The sequence below is a fragment of the Lutimonas saemankumensis genome (assembly GCF_020171465.1).
GTDB lineage: Bacteria > Bacteroidota > Bacteroidia > Flavobacteriales > Flavobacteriaceae > Lutimonas > Lutimonas saemankumensis.
Genome location: NZ_JAIUZR010000004.1, coordinates 328,781 through 343,428, shown reverse-complemented (window position 1 = coordinate 343,428; position 14,648 = coordinate 328,781). Strand labels below are relative to the sequence as shown.

At 38.3% G+C, this 14,648-nt stretch carries 15 protein-coding genes; 9 read left to right on the top strand and 6 right to left on the bottom strand.

The features are described 5' to 3' along the window. The first annotated feature begins 3 nt into the window (after positions 1-3). Positions 4-3,735 (top strand): T9SS type A sorting domain-containing protein, encoded by a 3,732-nt coding sequence (locus tag LCM02_RS09270; RefSeq protein WP_224928499.1) that lies wholly within the window; start codon positions 4-6, stop codon positions 3,733-3,735. A gap of 67 nt (positions 3,736-3,802) precedes the next feature. Here LCM02_RS09270 and LCM02_RS09265 read toward each other — a convergent pair whose 3' ends face one another. From LCM02_RS09265 to LCM02_RS09250, 4 genes are all read right to left on the bottom strand, one after another. Next, positions 3,803-4,768 carry a hypothetical protein gene (locus LCM02_RS09265; protein WP_224928496.1) on the bottom strand — a complete coding sequence of 322 codons (966 nt, stop codon included), beginning with the start codon at positions 4,766-4,768 and terminating at the stop codon, positions 3,803-3,805. Positions 4,769-4,908: 140 nt separating this feature from the next. Beyond that, positions 4,909-5,706, bottom strand: a complete 798-nt coding sequence (locus tag LCM02_RS09260; RefSeq protein ID WP_224928493.1) for a DUF2797 domain-containing protein — start codon at positions 5,704-5,706, stop codon at positions 4,909-4,911. A gap of 115 nt (positions 5,707-5,821) precedes the next feature. Next, positions 5,822-6,973, bottom strand: coding sequence for a 5-(carboxyamino)imidazole ribonucleotide synthase (locus tag LCM02_RS09255; protein WP_224928489.1), 1,152 nt, complete (start codon positions 6,971-6,973; stop codon positions 5,822-5,824). 15 nt (positions 6,974-6,988) lie between these two features. Further along, positions 6,989-7,414, bottom strand: coding sequence for a hypothetical protein (locus LCM02_RS09250; RefSeq protein WP_224928486.1), 426 nt, complete (start codon positions 7,412-7,414; stop codon positions 6,989-6,991). A gap of 224 nt (positions 7,415-7,638) precedes the next feature. Here LCM02_RS09250 and greA point away from each other — a divergent pair, with 224 nt between their 5' ends. After that, positions 7,639-8,112 (top strand): transcription elongation factor GreA, encoded by a 474-nt coding sequence (gene greA / locus LCM02_RS09245; protein WP_224928483.1) that lies wholly within the window; start codon positions 7,639-7,641, stop codon positions 8,110-8,112. A gap of 88 nt (positions 8,113-8,200) precedes the next feature. After that, a complete protein-coding gene (locus tag LCM02_RS09240) occupies positions 8,201-8,596 on the top strand; it encodes an HIT family protein (protein ID WP_224928480.1) in 396 nt (131 codons plus the stop codon). Here LCM02_RS09240 and LCM02_RS09235 read toward each other — a convergent pair. Then, positions 8,590-9,786 carry a sensor histidine kinase gene (locus LCM02_RS09235; protein ID WP_224928477.1) on the bottom strand — a complete coding sequence of 399 codons (1,197 nt, stop codon included), beginning with the start codon at positions 9,784-9,786 and terminating at the stop codon, positions 8,590-8,592. The two genes, LCM02_RS09240 and LCM02_RS09235, sit on opposite strands and share 7 nt — an antisense overlap. Before the next feature lie 100 nt (positions 9,787-9,886). Between LCM02_RS09235 and LCM02_RS09230 the strand changes: the two genes are divergently transcribed. The 6 genes from LCM02_RS09230 to aroA all read left to right on the top strand — a co-directional run bounded on the left by LCM02_RS09230 (position 9,887) and on the right by aroA (position 13,806). Further along, positions 9,887-10,753, top strand: a complete 867-nt coding sequence (locus LCM02_RS09230) for a flavin reductase family protein (RefSeq protein WP_224928473.1) — start codon at positions 9,887-9,889, stop codon at positions 10,751-10,753. Between the two features lie 53 nt (positions 10,754-10,806). Beyond that, a complete protein-coding gene (locus LCM02_RS09225; protein ID WP_224930199.1) occupies positions 10,807-11,178 on the top strand; it encodes a DUF3127 domain-containing protein in 372 nt (123 codons plus the stop codon). 70 nt (positions 11,179-11,248) lie between these two features. Next, positions 11,249-11,893, top strand: coding sequence for a leucyl/phenylalanyl-tRNA--protein transferase (gene aat / locus LCM02_RS09220; RefSeq protein ID WP_224928470.1), 645 nt, complete (start codon positions 11,249-11,251; stop codon positions 11,891-11,893). 139 nt (positions 11,894-12,032) lie between these two features. Continuing rightward, the gene (locus tag LCM02_RS09215) at positions 12,033-12,359 is read left to right on the top strand and encodes a nucleotide pyrophosphohydrolase (RefSeq protein WP_224928467.1); all 327 of its coding nucleotides are present in this window, start codon (positions 12,033-12,035) and stop codon (positions 12,357-12,359) included. Further along, positions 12,360-12,596: a hypothetical protein gene (locus tag LCM02_RS09210; protein ID WP_224928464.1), complete on the top strand. Its 237-nt coding sequence runs from the start codon at positions 12,360-12,362 to the stop codon at positions 12,594-12,596. Between the two features lies 1 nt (position 12,597). Further along, entirely contained in the window at positions 12,598-13,806 is a 1,209-nt protein-coding gene (gene aroA / locus LCM02_RS09205) for a 3-phosphoshikimate 1-carboxyvinyltransferase (RefSeq protein ID WP_224928461.1), read from the top strand. Between the two features lie 44 nt (positions 13,807-13,850). Here aroA and LCM02_RS09200 read toward each other — a convergent pair whose 3' ends face one another. Next, on the bottom strand, positions 13,851-14,645 hold the full coding sequence (locus LCM02_RS09200; RefSeq protein ID WP_224928458.1) for an SDR family NAD(P)-dependent oxidoreductase: 795 nt from the start codon (positions 14,643-14,645) through the stop codon (positions 13,851-13,853). Positions 14,646-14,648 lie beyond the last annotated feature (3 nt).

The following is a 14,648-nucleotide window of genomic DNA, read 5'->3' as shown; positions in this document are numbered from 1 at the left end:
GCTATGACTAATCTTTATTTGAGCTTTTGCGGAAAAATAAGACCGGATATGAATTTGATTCGAAAATCAATAATATTGGGTTTGTTTATGATGTCTTTATCCCTGCAGGCCACGGAATATTTTGTGTCAAATTCCGGAAGTGATAGTAATGATGGATTATCACCGGAAACCGCCTGGAAAACGTTGAATAAAGTAAATTTGGAATCAGGCAGATTCAAGGCTGGTGATATCATTGCTTTTAGAGGCGGTGATGAGTTTTACGGTCATCTCTTAATTAAAGATATTCATGGTTCTGTTGATAAACCTATAATAATTACCTCCTATGGTAATTCAAGAGCTTCCATTACTGGAATGGTTAAGCCGGATAAATGGATTTATGAAGGAAATAATTTATGGGCGGCAGTATCATTAAAACCGGTATACCTGGCAGCCAAATCTGATGATTTGATCCAATTGGCAAAATCAACCGATTCAAGAATCAAGGATGTCAAAAGCAACAGAAATTTTAAGGTACCTGATTTTATAGGACAAGAAAATATTAAAGGATCAACAGTTCATGTTAAAACACAACCCTGGAGATGGGCACAGGGTGTAGTTGAAAGTTTTAACAGTTCAACCGGAGAAATAGTGTTGAAAGAGGATATTAATGCTTACCAATTAAAAAATGAACAGGAAATATTTGTAGTGAACCACCCCGGTTTTTTGAATAATCAGGACTATTGGTATTACGATGAAAGCAAATATAAATTTTTGATTTATTCAAGAAATGAACCTGTTGACGTTCGGATTGGTAATTATGATGGGACAAGCAGAGGTATTGAGATTCTTCAAAGTTCCAATATTAAAGTTGAGAATGTTGATATAAGTGGTTATTCGAATAGGTGCATTAGTATAAGATCATCTTCAGGTATCGAAATAAATAACAATTATCTTCACAAAAGCAAAGAGTACGCAATATTGGATTATGAGGACAATCGAGACATAGTAGTTCAAAATAATATTTGTAAAAACGGATACATAGTATCCTTGTATTCAAGAAGCCCGGGAGCTTATATTTATCAGAATGAAGTTTCCGAGGTTGCACTTAAACATCATTTGGGTTCTAGTATTTTTTACAATGGAAATGGAATTCTGGCATCTGGTTACGGCTCAAAAACTATTGAAAATTATGTTCATGATACTGGTTATAATGGTATAGGAGTACACAATTCAAATTGTATTGTAAAAAATAATGTGATTACAGGGTTTAATTTAATTTCTTCAGATGGAGGAGCAATTTACTGTATTGGTGAGAAAATGGTCAATACTTTGATTCAAGAGAATATAATAATTGGATCAAAAAATCAAACTCAAGTGAATGGAATTTATGCTGATGATGAAGCAACTGGTGTGAAAATTCATGGTAATTCCATTTCAAACACTTATTACGGTATATACATGCATAATACCAAATCTGTTACTGCCAGTAAGAATGTAATTTATGAAACAGAAAAGCATGGTATTTACCTAAGAGAAGACAGAATGGGTTTTAGTGACACTGCCGGCGGAGATATGGTTGATAACGTTGTAAAGAACAATCAAATATTTTTGCTCAGTGAGGAATATGAGGCGATAAAATCCAATGGATCGTGGGAACATTTCGATTTCGCCAGTTACAGTGATAACATTTATATCAATCCTTATAACGAAAAGGCTTTTGGCCTTAGGACTTCAATTTTAGATGAAAAATATTCCATACCCGAATGCAATGAATATTTAAACCAGGAACTCAATTCGGTTAGCAACAATTATTTATGGGACAGTTATGAGATAAAAAAGACCAATAAAATTATAATTGATAATGATTTTGAGGAGAATTTTGATGAATTTACAAATTGTACGAGGCAAAACTCAAATGATAATTCTTTTATTACAAGTGACGGCACATCGCCATATTTAAGATCGACTAAGTTTTCAATTGAAAAGGATAAAACTTATGCGGTTGAATTTGATGCTAAAACCAACGCAAAGGAAGGATTCAGGTTACTGGTCATGGAATATGGGGGTTCAAGTAGGATTTATCATAATAAGACCATCTATCCGCATGAAGAGTTTAAGCGATATAAGATTTTATTTAAGTCAGGATATGATGATGACAATGTGAAGTTATTTTGGAAACTCAATGATCAGGAAATAAGTATCGATAATATCGTACTAAAGGAAGTGGAGGTTGTACAGCCGAAAAAGAGATCCTTATTTTTATACAATCGAAATTCCGTGGAAGAGTCAAAATCTATACCTACCGGGACTTGGGCAGACTTAACAGGGAAGAAATATTCAGGGAATATCCTCCTGGAGCCATTTTCATCAAAAATTTTGTTATTATCTAAATCATCTTTAATTGCCGATGCAGGAGATGATAAAATTATTTGTAAAGGAGAAAGTGTTATACTTACAGCAAACGAAGCATCTCAATATTATTGGAGTAACGGTGAGACCACACAAAGTATAGAAGTTAATCCTGATATCACCACAACTTATACTGTTACTGTTTCGGATGCAGATGAAGTAGCTTCAGATGATGTTGTAGTAACGGTCAGAAATGTTATTGCCAATGCGGGGGATGATAAGATTATCGATGAAGGACAGACAATAACATTATCAGCAAGTGGAGGCGAATCATATATTTGGAATACGGGAGAAACAACGAAAGATATTGTGGTTAGCCCAAGTAATTCTACCATATATTCTGTAAAAGTAAGAGAAGGATTATGTGAGGATATAGATACCGTAAAAGTTACAGTAAACAAAATTCCAACAGATGATTCGATAATTGCTGATGCCGGTGAGGATAAGGATATATGTTTAGGGGAAAGTATAGTTTTAACTGCAGGAGGAGGTTCAAATTATTTATGGAGTACCGGGGAAACTGAAAAAAGTATTACCGTAAATCCGGATGTTACAACAGTTTATTCAGTTAAGGTAAGCGAAGGTGACAAATCAGATGTCGATGAAGTAACTGTGTTTGTGAACGAGTTTAAGGCAAATGCAGGTGATGATGTAACTATTCTGGAAGGAGAAACCATAAAGTTATCAGCAAATCAAGGTGATTCGTACCTTTGGAATACTGGTGCCGAAACTAAAGAAATTGAAGTGAGCCCAAAATCAGATACGATGTACTCGGTAACAATATCTAACGGAGCCTGTATCGATTCCGATAGTGTAATGGTTTTTGTTAACAGCATTGCAGAGTCTTCTCCTCCTGTTTCTGAGGCAAATGCAGGGGAAGATATGACTATTTGTTTGGGAGAGACAGTAACACTTTACGGGTCTGGGGGAGATTCATATCTTTGGAGTTCAGGTGAAAATACGGATCAAATAGAGGTTTCACCAACTGAAACTACCACCTATGAATTATCAGTTTCGGTTGAAGGAGTAATGAGTACAGATCGTGTTACAGTAACTGTTGAAAATTGTAATAATAGAATCGGTGAAAGGAATGAAATAAACCCGGATTTTTACTTGTATCCGAACCCCACCAAAAAAGATTTGTTCATCAGTGTAGATAATCTGGAAAATGACTCTTCCTTTATAATAAATGATTCGAAAGGAAGTATTGTATATCGAGAAATTCTGTCTTCTCAGGAGGATTATATAAAGAAGGATATTGATGTTTCAGGTTTCAGTGAAGGAGTTTACTTTGTCCGTCTAATTAGTCTGAATCAAAACATAACAAAAAAACTAATAGTGCAATAAACAAACCCGGTTATCATTATTGATTTGGTTCAAATATCAATATGACAGGTGGGTCATTCAGAGATTTCTATTCTGAGTTAGCACCTACTAATTTTTCATATAGTTCTTCTAATTCAATTATAGATTTTAATTCTTTTTTATTCAGGAATTCATTATAGATACCAATACTTTTTTGCCCGGTTTTAGGGTCGAAAAACAATTTCTTCTTGTTGTGTTTATTCTTCATACCCTTTATAAATTCTTCAATGGCATTTAAGGTTTCATCGTAATTAACTGTAAGATCTTTAAAATCTATAAGCAACAAGCTATCGGGTTCCAGATGATTTTTCAGTGAATCTACCCATTCCAATCTTCTCTTTATGGCATCAATATGAAAATTCAAAGCTCCAGCCCTGTTTCTCCCGTAAATTGTCTCTAATGTAACTCCGCTTAAAGTCATAAACGGGTCACCAAACGTTTCATATAAATATCCAAAATTGATAATATCAGCTAGTTGATCTTTAGGATCTCTTAAAACCACTATTAATTTGAATGGGAAGAAAACTTTTTTCCAAATATCAATATCATTTACTGTTTCAAGAGGTTGATTGAATAAAATATAGGGCTTGTTTTTTGCATGTATCACTCCTAAATTTTTAATCCATAATCTTGTGTGATGAATTTTATCCTCCAATTCATCCTTTGAAATCAATTTTTTATTTAATGATTTTAAGGAATTCAATTCTTTAATCCGCTTCTTGCTGAAATAAAACCGATCTTTAAATGAGGAATTCTTTATTTTTTTCAGTTCAAAGATTGGGAACAAGTTGTAAATCAACCTTAGTTTTTGTTTGAAATGCGTTATTTTTTCAATTTTATTTGGAAATATATCGTCAGGAGTAAATGTTAACTGATCTGCAACCAATCCTGGTGCACGATAATCATTGAATTCATCAGGAATCAAGCCAAAACATTCATATTCTTTTAATAAATCAATCAATGCGCTTGATCCGGTTTTTAACAAGCCTAAGACTAGAATATTGGTCTTTTCCATCATTATTATTTCATAACTAATTACATAAAATTCTTCTTAAAATTAAATTTTTAAAAAGACCTGATATGTAATTTTTCAATTTTTTCTATTCAAACATATTTACAAATCATGAAGCTATTTTTCAAGAAATAATGAAAGCTTTAGAGGTCTATAGTTATTTCCACAACATACCCTTCCCAATTTCTCACATTAAAAACGGTACCATTTTCGAAGATCAGATACTGCCCTTTAACACCTTTCAATACACCCGAATAACTCGGAGTTTTATCAAGATTAAGACTTTTGATTTTTACAGGATACAGCTCAACCGGAAATGAAATTGGGGTTTCTTTATTATTCTGAATAATGTAGGCTTTAGCTTCTTCCGGAACGAATTCAAAAAGTTTATCGCGCTGCTCTGCCAGGTCAACATCTTCAACTGAATTGGTCAGCATTTTTCGCCAGTTGGTTTTATCAGCAACGTGTTCTTTTAAGGCGACTTCGGTGATTCCTGCCAGATAACGATTAGGAACTTCCACAATTTCAATGGCTTCATGGGCTCCCTGGTCGATCCATCGTGTAGGAATCTGGGCCTTACGTGTAACACCTACTTTTACATTTGAACTATTGGCCAGGTATACAACATGAGGCTGCAGTTGCATCTTCTTTTCAAATTCAAGGTCACGGTCCTCTTTTCCAAGATGAGCCGTGCTCAGTTCAGGCCTCATGATCCAGTCTCCGGCCTGAGGCTGTTTAAAAAAATCTTCATAACAAAAGCCTTGTCTAAAGATCTTTTTATCTTCTCCACATGCAAGGCACTGATACTTTACGAATTCAATGGACAGCGTTTTCCCGATCAGTTGATTCATATTGAGGAAATCCTCTCCCATATCGAGAAAATAAGAAACAGGTACAGTATTCTCCGTGGCCATTTTTTTAAGGACTCCGGTATATTTCATTACGAATTGATTTTCTGGAAGTCCAAAATAGTAAATTTTGATCGCTAATTATTAAAGCCGGTCAGGTATTTTAAATATACTTTCTGATTTTCTTTAATTTTTAGGCTGAATAGAACTACTTTGCTACCACCTTGATCGTACTTTTCACCATAGCGGCGATCTCTCTCGCCTTTGAAATATCCTTGTTCACAATGGTCACATGGCCCATTTTTCGGAATGGGCGGGTTTGCTTTTTACCATAAATATGTGGTGTTACCCCGGGAATATGCAGGATATCTTCCATGCCTTCATAGACTACATCTCCTGAAAACCCTTCGGATCCCACCAAATTGACCATGATACCCGCCACTTTACTATCGGTATTTCCCAGTGGCATATTCAATATGGAGCGCATATGCTGTTCAAACTGGCTGGTATAAGACGCCTCTATACTGTAATGTCCCGAGTTATGGGTTCGGGGGGCCACCTCATTGACCAAAATTTCATCATCTTTGGTCTGGAACATTTCAACAGCCAGTAAACCTACAATTCCAAACTGATCAGCTACCTTCAATGCAATCTCACGGGCTTTTTCAGCCACAGAAGCATCAATTCGAGCCGGGCATATTACGTATTCCACTTGATTTGCCGTAGGATGGAATTCCATTTCGACAACAGGGTAGGTTTTGATCTCTCCACTCTCATTACGAGAAACGATCACCGCCAGTTCATTTTTAAAGGGAATCATTTCTTCCGCTATACATTCCACTTCAGGCAATCCTTCCAGATCAGTGGCCGAACGAATTACTTTTACTCCTGTCCCGTCATACCCAAATTGCGCCGATTTCCATACAAAAGGGAAGCTCGCCACATCATCCGAGGCCCGCAATTCCGCAACTGAGCCAAATCGGGAATAAGGTGCCGTAGGGATGCCGTGCTCGGAAAAAAAGTCTTTTTGACGGCCTTTATGCTGAATAATTTCAAGAATTTCAGGTTGAGGAAAGATTTTTAAGCCTTCCTGAGCCAACTTTTTTAAAGCCTCAATATTAACATGTTCGATCTCAATGGTCAAAACATCAACCTTTTTTCCAAAGTCGTACACCGTGTCAAAATCCATAAGGCTTCCATGATGAAATTCATTACAAATCTGGGAACAAGGAGCATTTTTATCTCCGTCAAGTATGACGGTAAAAATGTCGTATTTCTGTGTCTCTGAAAGCAACATACGGCCTAACTGGCCTCCTCCGAGGACTCCGAGTCTAAAGTCTGAAGAAAAGTAATTTTTCACGTAATGAACAAGATTTTAAAAGTTGGTAATTTGTAAGGTATTAGGGCCCGTTGCAATAACACGGTACTGCCTGGCCGGATAATTCACTCCCTCGGTCAAAGGTGCCCCGTTAAGAATATTGAATTCACTATCATCACAGGCGCACTTCATAACAAGGCCATTTTTCACGGTCATCGTAGAACAGGGAGTCGGACTCAGATGCGGGGCGCTTCGTTCATAGGCAATGTAGGTGTCAATTCCGTAATGGTACACAATTATGCCGCTGATCCCTCCTTGTGAATAGGCCCATCCTCCAACAACCTGAAGGTCGATAAATTCAGGATTATTTAAAAAAATTGTTTGATTTACAGGAATATCCGGTAACAGGTCATCAAATTCATTTCCATCATCATTACATGAAAAAAACGACAACGATATAAGCAAGATCCAAAGTTTTTTCACCTTTTTGAATTTTGGCGCAAGTTACAAATATTTTGGCTTGTTTGGCACGGATTTATAGGGTTCAAAGTGCAACATATTTTAAATAATTGCCAGGTATTTTCGTTTATAAAACAGAATTTGGTACATTTGTATCTAGATCTCATTCCAAATTCTTTGGTTTCGAGATTTTTTGTCTTTATATATCAGGGAACAATCCAAGGATTTTAATATAAAATTGTTTAGAAATGAGTGATGTAGCCTACTATTCAGCCGAGGGGTTGAAAAAACTGAGAGATGAGCTTGAGCAATTGGAACACGTAGAACGACCAAGAGTAACCAAGGAAATTGCTGATGCAAGAGATAAGGGTGATCTGAGTGAAAATGCAGAGTACCACGCTGCCAAGGAGGAGCAGTCTTTGCTCGAATATAAAATCGCGCAATTAAAAGATACTTTGTCGAAGGCAAGGCTTATAGACGAATCCTTACTTGATACTTCAAAAGTATTGGCTTTATCTAAGGTGAAGATCAAGAATATTGAGAATAATATGGAATTTGAATACACGCTGGTAGCCGATGCCGTATCAGATCTTTCACAGGGGAAGTTGTCTGTAGGATCTCCCATTGGGAAAGGACTTTTAGGAAAGGAAGTAGGTGATATTGCTGAGATTCAGGTTCCAAGTGGTATCATGAAATTTGAGATTTTGAGTATTTCGAGATAATTTCAGTTTTTAAACCTAAGGTTCGAGTCCAAGGAAATTCTCTTATAAAAATTGTATCTTAGTTACAATTAATTACCAAACCAAAGCTATGAGTACCGTATTCACCAAGATCATTAATGGAGAAATTCCGAGCTATAAAGTGGCAGAGAATGATCATTATTTCGCCTTTTTAGATATCAATCCGAATTCCAAGGGACATACCCTGGTTGTGCCTAAAAAAGAAGATGATAAGATTTTTGACCTCAGTGAAGATGAATACTTGAAGCTGATGCGATTTTCTTATAAGGTGGCAAAAGCCATTGAGCGGGCGGTTCCTTGCGAGCGCGTGGGAATGAGTGTTATAGGATTGGAAGTGCCGCATGTACATGTGCACCTGATTCCATTGCACAGCATGGCAGATGCTAATTTTTCTAAAAAAGAAGAATTGACCCCGGAACTATTTCAGGAAATTGCTAACGAGATTTCGAGGAATATGGTTTACTGATCCTCAGCCATTTTTAACTGGATCTGAAACGTAGTTCCTTTTCCAATTTCTGATTTTTTGACATAGATACGACCTTTGTGATAGTCGTTGATGATCCGCTTAGTAAGTGACAATCCAAGACCCCATCCTCTTTTCTTCGTAGTGTATCCGGGTTCGAATATTTTTTTGTGAAGCCTTTTCGGGATTCCTTTTCCGGTGTCCGTTATGGTAATTACCGCATTGGCGTTTTCCTGTGTCACATGGATATCGATCTTACCTTTTCCCTGCATGGCATCAATGGCATTTTTCACCAGGTTTTCAATTACCCAGCTATAGAGCTGAAGGTTTAGGTCTACATAAATCGGTTTATCGGTTTCAGTATGAAAGTTAAATTCGATTTGTTTAAAACTTCTCGAACGAATATAATCAAATGCGGTACTGGTTTCAGCAACAATTTCATGTCGGGTTAGTTTTGGAACAGAACCAATTTTGGAGAACCTGTCAGCAATGGTATTAAGACGCGAGACATCCTTTTCGATTTCCTGAACGGTATCCTCTTCCACATTTTCCATACGCAGTAACTCAACCCATCCCAGTAATGAAGAAAGGGGAGTCCCGATCTGATGTGCGGTTTCCTTGGCCATACCCGCCCACAGTTTATTTTGCTCCGCGATCTTGTTCGATTTAAAGGCCAGGTAAATGATGGTACCAAAAAGGATCAGGATCAATAAAAGGCCCAGAGGGTAGTACTGTAAACGATTCAGTAAATCGGAGTCTCTGTAATAGATCTTTTCGGTGATATTGACGTTGTCTAATTGAAAATTAACGATCAAAGGTTCATTTTCCTGCTTCATGATCTGTAACTGTCGACTCAGGTATAAACGATCATCGACATCCAGTTTGGTAAAACGCTTGGTATTTTCAACATCAAGGTTGGCCCAGCGGTTGATATCACCATTTTCATAGGTGATGATCATGGGGATACTGCGATTGCTCTGAATGATTTTTTCTTCAAGTGATACGTCGATGTCAAGGTCTGCATTGTTAAAATTCTCATAGGCAGTGGCGAGAACTTCCATCTTGATGCGCTCTTCATTCTTGAATTGTTTGAAAAACTGATTCGTATTCCATAAAATGGAAGAAACTATTAAAAATGACGCCAGGATCAGCGACCATTTGATAAGAGTTTTACTACTAGGGAGTTGATTCATCAAGAGCAAATATATAATATTCTTGTTTTATAACTGAATATTAAAGCGCTTATTATATGTAAAAATAATTATAGCTATTTTTGTTGAAAAATACGCTCAATTGTTAACAATTCACCCGAAAGATACAGTCACTTCTACCTTGCATTCCTACTTGCTTTCAGCGGTTGCACCAAGGCCGATTGCACTGGCGAGTACCGTTGATAAAAAAGGAAGGCCCAACCTTTCTCCTTTTAGTTTTTTTAATGTCTTCAGTGCAAACCCTCCAATATTGATTTTTTCACCTGCAAGAAGGGTTAGGGATAACACTACCAAACACACTTTGGAAAATGCTATGGAAATAAAGGAGGTGGTCATTAATGTGGTTACCCATGACATCGTCCAGCAAACCTCCCTTGCAAGCACTGAATATGGCAAAGGTGTCAACGAATTTGAAAAGGCAGGGTTTACAATGATCGAATCTGAAAAGGTAAAACCGTTTCGGGTAAAGGAATCTCCGGTTCAGTTTGAGTGTAAGATTCTTGAGATCAAGGAAATGGGCCATGAAGGTGGTGCAGGCAACCTGATCATTTGCGAGGTGGTCTGTATGCATGTGGAGGAGAAGGTTCTGGATGAAGAAGGTAAAATTGATCAGGTGAAACTGGACCTTGTGGCAAGAGCAGGAGGAAGTTTTTACAGCAGGGCAAGAGAATCATTTTTTGAAATTCCCAAACCCTTGCAAAATAAAGGAATTGGAATTGATGCATTGCCTGAAAACATTAGGAATAGTGACATCTTAAGCGGGAATGACCTGGGTCAGTTAGGTAATGTGGAACATTTGCCTGAGGAGTCGGATGTTAATAAGTTTCTGCAAGACAATCCCCAATTTATGACCCCAGAAATAAATGAAAAGCATAAATTTGCTCAGGACTTTTTAGCCAGGAACGATGTTGATAGTGCCTTAAAGATACTCCTTGGGAAGTCGAAATGAGTGAATTAAAAAATGAATTAAACAGACGAATAATAATAGTAGACAATTTAGAAATGGAAGTAACTGGAAAAATCAAAAAGATTGACGAAACAAAGACATTTGGAAACAATGGATTCAGAAAAAGGGAAATGGTCCTTACCACGGATGAGCAGTATCCACAAATGTTATTGATCGAATTTGTACAGGATAAATGTGATTTATTGAACAATTTTAATGAAGGAGAAGAAATTAAAGTAAGTATCAATCTAAGAGGAAGAGAGTGGATCAATCCTCAGGGCGAGGCCAAGTATTTCAATTCCATCCAGGGGTGGAGAATTGAGAAAGTTCAGGCAGGAGCTCAGGGTGAGGTACCGCCGATGGATGCTGCAAGTTTTGCTCCCGCAACGAATATCGACGAAAATGAACCAGACGATCTTCCATTCTAGGATCATTTGTTCATACGATTAAATTAAAACCATCAGTCTTTGCGATTGATGGTTTTTGTATTTTTATACTATGTTTTTACTAGGCCCTTCATTGGAATTTCCTCCTGTTGAGCGTGCAAGCCCTGAAGGTATTCTTGCCTTTGGAGGGGATCTTAGCCCGGAGCGCTTGATTCTGGCCTATGAAAATGGAATCTTTCCCTGGTACAATGAGGGAGAGCCCATTATCTGGTACAGCCCTGACCCAAGAATGGTCCTTTTTCTTAATGAATTGAAGGTATCCAAAAGTATGGCCCGCCTGATGCGTAAAAATGAATTTAAGATAACCATGAACCAGGATTTTAAACAGGTGATTGAGAACTGTCAGCAAGCGCCCCGAAAGGATCAATTGGGTACCTGGATCACTGAGGAGATGAAAGAGGCCTATATCAAATTGAATCAACTGGGGGTTGCCAAATCTGTGGAGGTCTGGAAGGGTAGTGAATTGGTAGGTGGGCTTTATGGAGTGGACCTGGGACATGTTTTTTGTGGGGAGAGCATGTTCAGCAAGGTAAGTAATACTTCCAAGCTGGCTTTTATTTACCTGGTACGGTTGTTGTCAGAGAAAAACTACAGGCTCATCGATTGCCAGGTATATAACGAGCATCTTGAAAGCCTGGGAGCACGTGAAATTTCCCGAACTGATTTTATGCAGATTCTAAAGGCTGATTATGTATAAGTGGCTGAGATGTCAGTAAATAAAACCTTTAAATCAATAAGCATTTCATCAGCCATGAACTTATTTTCCATAATAATTCATAAACTGAAATTCGGTTATCGAAATCCAATATTCTATATTTGTCAGCTAAACCTGAGTTATGGATATAAAGAATGCTCAATTGGCGGTTGATCAGTGGATCAAACAACATGGTGTAAGGTACTTCAATGAGTTGACCAATATGGCTCAGCTAACAGAAGAAGTTGGAGAGGTGGCTCGTATCATTGCAAGGCGCTATGGAGAACAAAGTGAAAAGGAAAGTGATAAAAACAAGGACCTTGGCGAAGAGCTTGCCGATGTTCTTTTCGTCCTTCTTTGTCTGGCAAATCAAACCGGGATTGACCTGCAGGAGTCTTTTGATAAGAAACTCTACCTGAAAGCCAAAAGAGATCATGAACGACATCATAACAATAAAAAATTGAAATAGATGGGAAAGAGTTTTAAAGACATGTCTTTTCTTCAGACCTTTTTAGTTATCGCAGCTATTTTTCTGGTTATTGTAGTTCTCATTGAATTTCTATACGGTTTGACCCGGGTTTCGTTTGAAGAGGCACTGGCTGGGTTAATGAATCCTAAATATCTTTTAAGAAAACTGGCAGGTTCTGTGATCTATGCTTTGATCATGACATTTTATTTTAAACGTAAACGAAAAAAAACAGCTTAAGTTGATCAGAAAAATAGCACATTATACCGGAGAGGTTAAAGGGGAGATCAATATATCGGGTTCAAAAAGCGAGTCAAATCGATTATTGATCCTTCAGAGTAATTTTCCGAATCTCAGATTAAAAAACCTTTCGAATTCTGACGATACAAAATACCTTGGGAAAGCTCTTGATGGAAAGAAAAATCTGGTGGATATCAGTCATGCGGGTACGGCTATGAGGTTTTTAACTGCCCATTTTGCGTCTCATGAAGGCTATGACCTTGAACTAACAGGATCGGAAAGGATGCAGAACAGGCCAATACGTATTTTGGTGGATGCTCTGCGAAGTATGGGAGCAGAGATCAGTTATGCAAAGAAAGAGGGTTATCCACCGTTAAAGATCAAAGGAAAAAACCTGGAAGTTAAAAAGGTTAGTATTCAGGGGAATGTTAGTAGCCAGTATATTTCAGCCTTGCTTTTGATGGCACCGGGATTAAAGAATGGATTGGAAATAGAGCTTCAGGGTAAAGTCACTTCAGTACCTTACATTAAAATGACCCTGGCGTTACTTGAAGAAATTGGGGTTGAGTTCAGCTGGGATGATAATCTGATTCGTATAAAGCCCAAAAAGGCCATCGAGGATAAAGAGATTACCGTAGAATCTGACTGGAGCTCTGCTTCGTATTTTTTCAGCCTTGTAGCCTTGAGTGATAAGGGAAAAGTTAAACTGACTTCGTACAAGGAGGATAGCCTGCAGGGAGATAGTTCCCTGGTTGAGATCTACAAGCACTTTGGGGTGAGCGCGCATTTTGAAAATGATCGGCTCATACTTCAAAAAGAAACCAAGGAAATTGGCCCTCTTGTCCTGGATCTGAGTGATTCACCGGATCTGGCCCAGACTATAGCCGTTACCTGCTTTGGCGAAGGTATTGCCTGTGACCTGACGGGTTTGCACACCCTGAAGATAAAGGAAACCGACAGGTTGGTAGCGCTGGAACAGGAGTTGACGAAACTGGGAGCAGAAATTGAGGTTACGGACAAAAGCCTTCATCTAAAGCCCAGAAAAAAGCTGAACAAGGATGTTCTTATCGAAACTTATGATGACCACAGGATGGCCATGGCTTTTGCTCCATTAGCCCTTTTGGTCCCGATAAGGATCAATGATGCGGATGTGGTGACCAAATCCTACACCGATTTCTGGTCCGACTTTGATAAGGTATTGGGAAACTGAGTATTTGTGGATTAGCTAAATTGAATTGCCGCATTTTCACCCTGCTATAAAATCCCCGGAATGGAGCCTCCGTCCACTTTAATGGCGGCGCCGTTAGTTGCAGCACTTAATGGGCTTGAAAGGAACAGTGCCATATCGGCAACTTCCCTGGGCTTTGCAAACCGCTGAAGTAAGGAACTGGGCCTGGCTTGCTGAAAAAATTCCTCACTAATTTCTCCTGGACTCTTGTTTTCTTTTTCAGCCTGTTGTTGTAAGAATATTTTAGCTCCTTCTGTAAGGGTAGATCCGGGTATAAGGGCGTTGACAGTAACTCTTGTTCCTTTTGTAGTTTGCGCCAGTCCGCGTGACAGGGCAAGCAATGCTGCTTTGGTTGTGCTGTAAGCGATGAGGTCCTCCGGGACAAGTTGCGCACATTCACTCGATACAAACAAAATTCTTCCCCATCCGGCTTTCTTCATTTGAGGAAGGTAATGCCTGGATAGCCTGACAGCTGCCATAACATTGACCTGAAACATTTCTTCCCAGTCCTGATCAGAAGTTCCTTCGAAGGATTTGGAGGCATAAATACCAACATTATTGATCAGAATATCTACTTCTCCAAGTGTTTTGATTATGGATTCATGCGCCCGGGAATCACGGAAATCTGCAACGATCCCTTCCATGGATCCATCCGGAAAGGATTCCTTCAGATTTCTCATAGACTTTTGAAGACTGCCTCCGGACCTTCCGTTGATGGTTACGGATGCACCTTCTTCTAAAAATCGCTTTGCGATTTCAAACCCGATTCCCGAGGTGGAACCGGTAATAAGTACCTTTTTATGTGTTAACTGGAGATCCATATT

Bases quoted from the DNA above. Each gene is read 5' to 3' on its own strand.
- LCM02_RS09270 (WP_224928499.1), top strand. From the start codon at position 4: ATGACTAATCTTTATTTGAGCTTTTGCGGAAAAATAAGACCGGATATG.
- LCM02_RS09265 (WP_224928496.1), bottom strand. From the start codon at position 4,768: ATGGAAAAGACCAATATTCTAGTCTTAGGCTTGTTAAAAACCGGATCA.
- LCM02_RS09260 (WP_224928493.1), bottom strand. From the start codon at position 5,706: ATGAAATATACCGGAGTCCTTAAAAAAATGGCCACGGAGAATACTGTA.
- greA (WP_224928483.1), top strand. From the start codon at position 7,639: ATGAGTGATGTAGCCTACTATTCAGCCGAGGGGTTGAAAAAACTGAGA.
- LCM02_RS09240 (WP_224928480.1), top strand. From the start codon at position 8,201: ATGAGTACCGTATTCACCAAGATCATTAATGGAGAAATTCCGAGCTAT.
- LCM02_RS09235 (WP_224928477.1), bottom strand. From the start codon at position 9,786: ATGAATCAACTCCCTAGTAGTAAAACTCTTATCAAATGGTCGCTGATC.
- LCM02_RS09225 (WP_224930199.1), top strand. From the start codon at position 10,807: ATGGAAGTAACTGGAAAAATCAAAAAGATTGACGAAACAAAGACATTT.
- aat (WP_224928470.1), top strand. From the start codon at position 11,249: ATGTTTTTACTAGGCCCTTCATTGGAATTTCCTCCTGTTGAGCGTGCA.
- LCM02_RS09215 (WP_224928467.1), top strand. From the start codon at position 12,033: ATGGATATAAAGAATGCTCAATTGGCGGTTGATCAGTGGATCAAACAA.
- LCM02_RS09210 (WP_224928464.1), top strand. From the start codon at position 12,360: ATGGGAAAGAGTTTTAAAGACATGTCTTTTCTTCAGACCTTTTTAGTT.
- LCM02_RS09200 (WP_224928458.1), bottom strand. From the start codon at position 14,645: ATGGATCTCCAGTTAACACATAAAAAGGTACTTATTACCGGTTCCACC.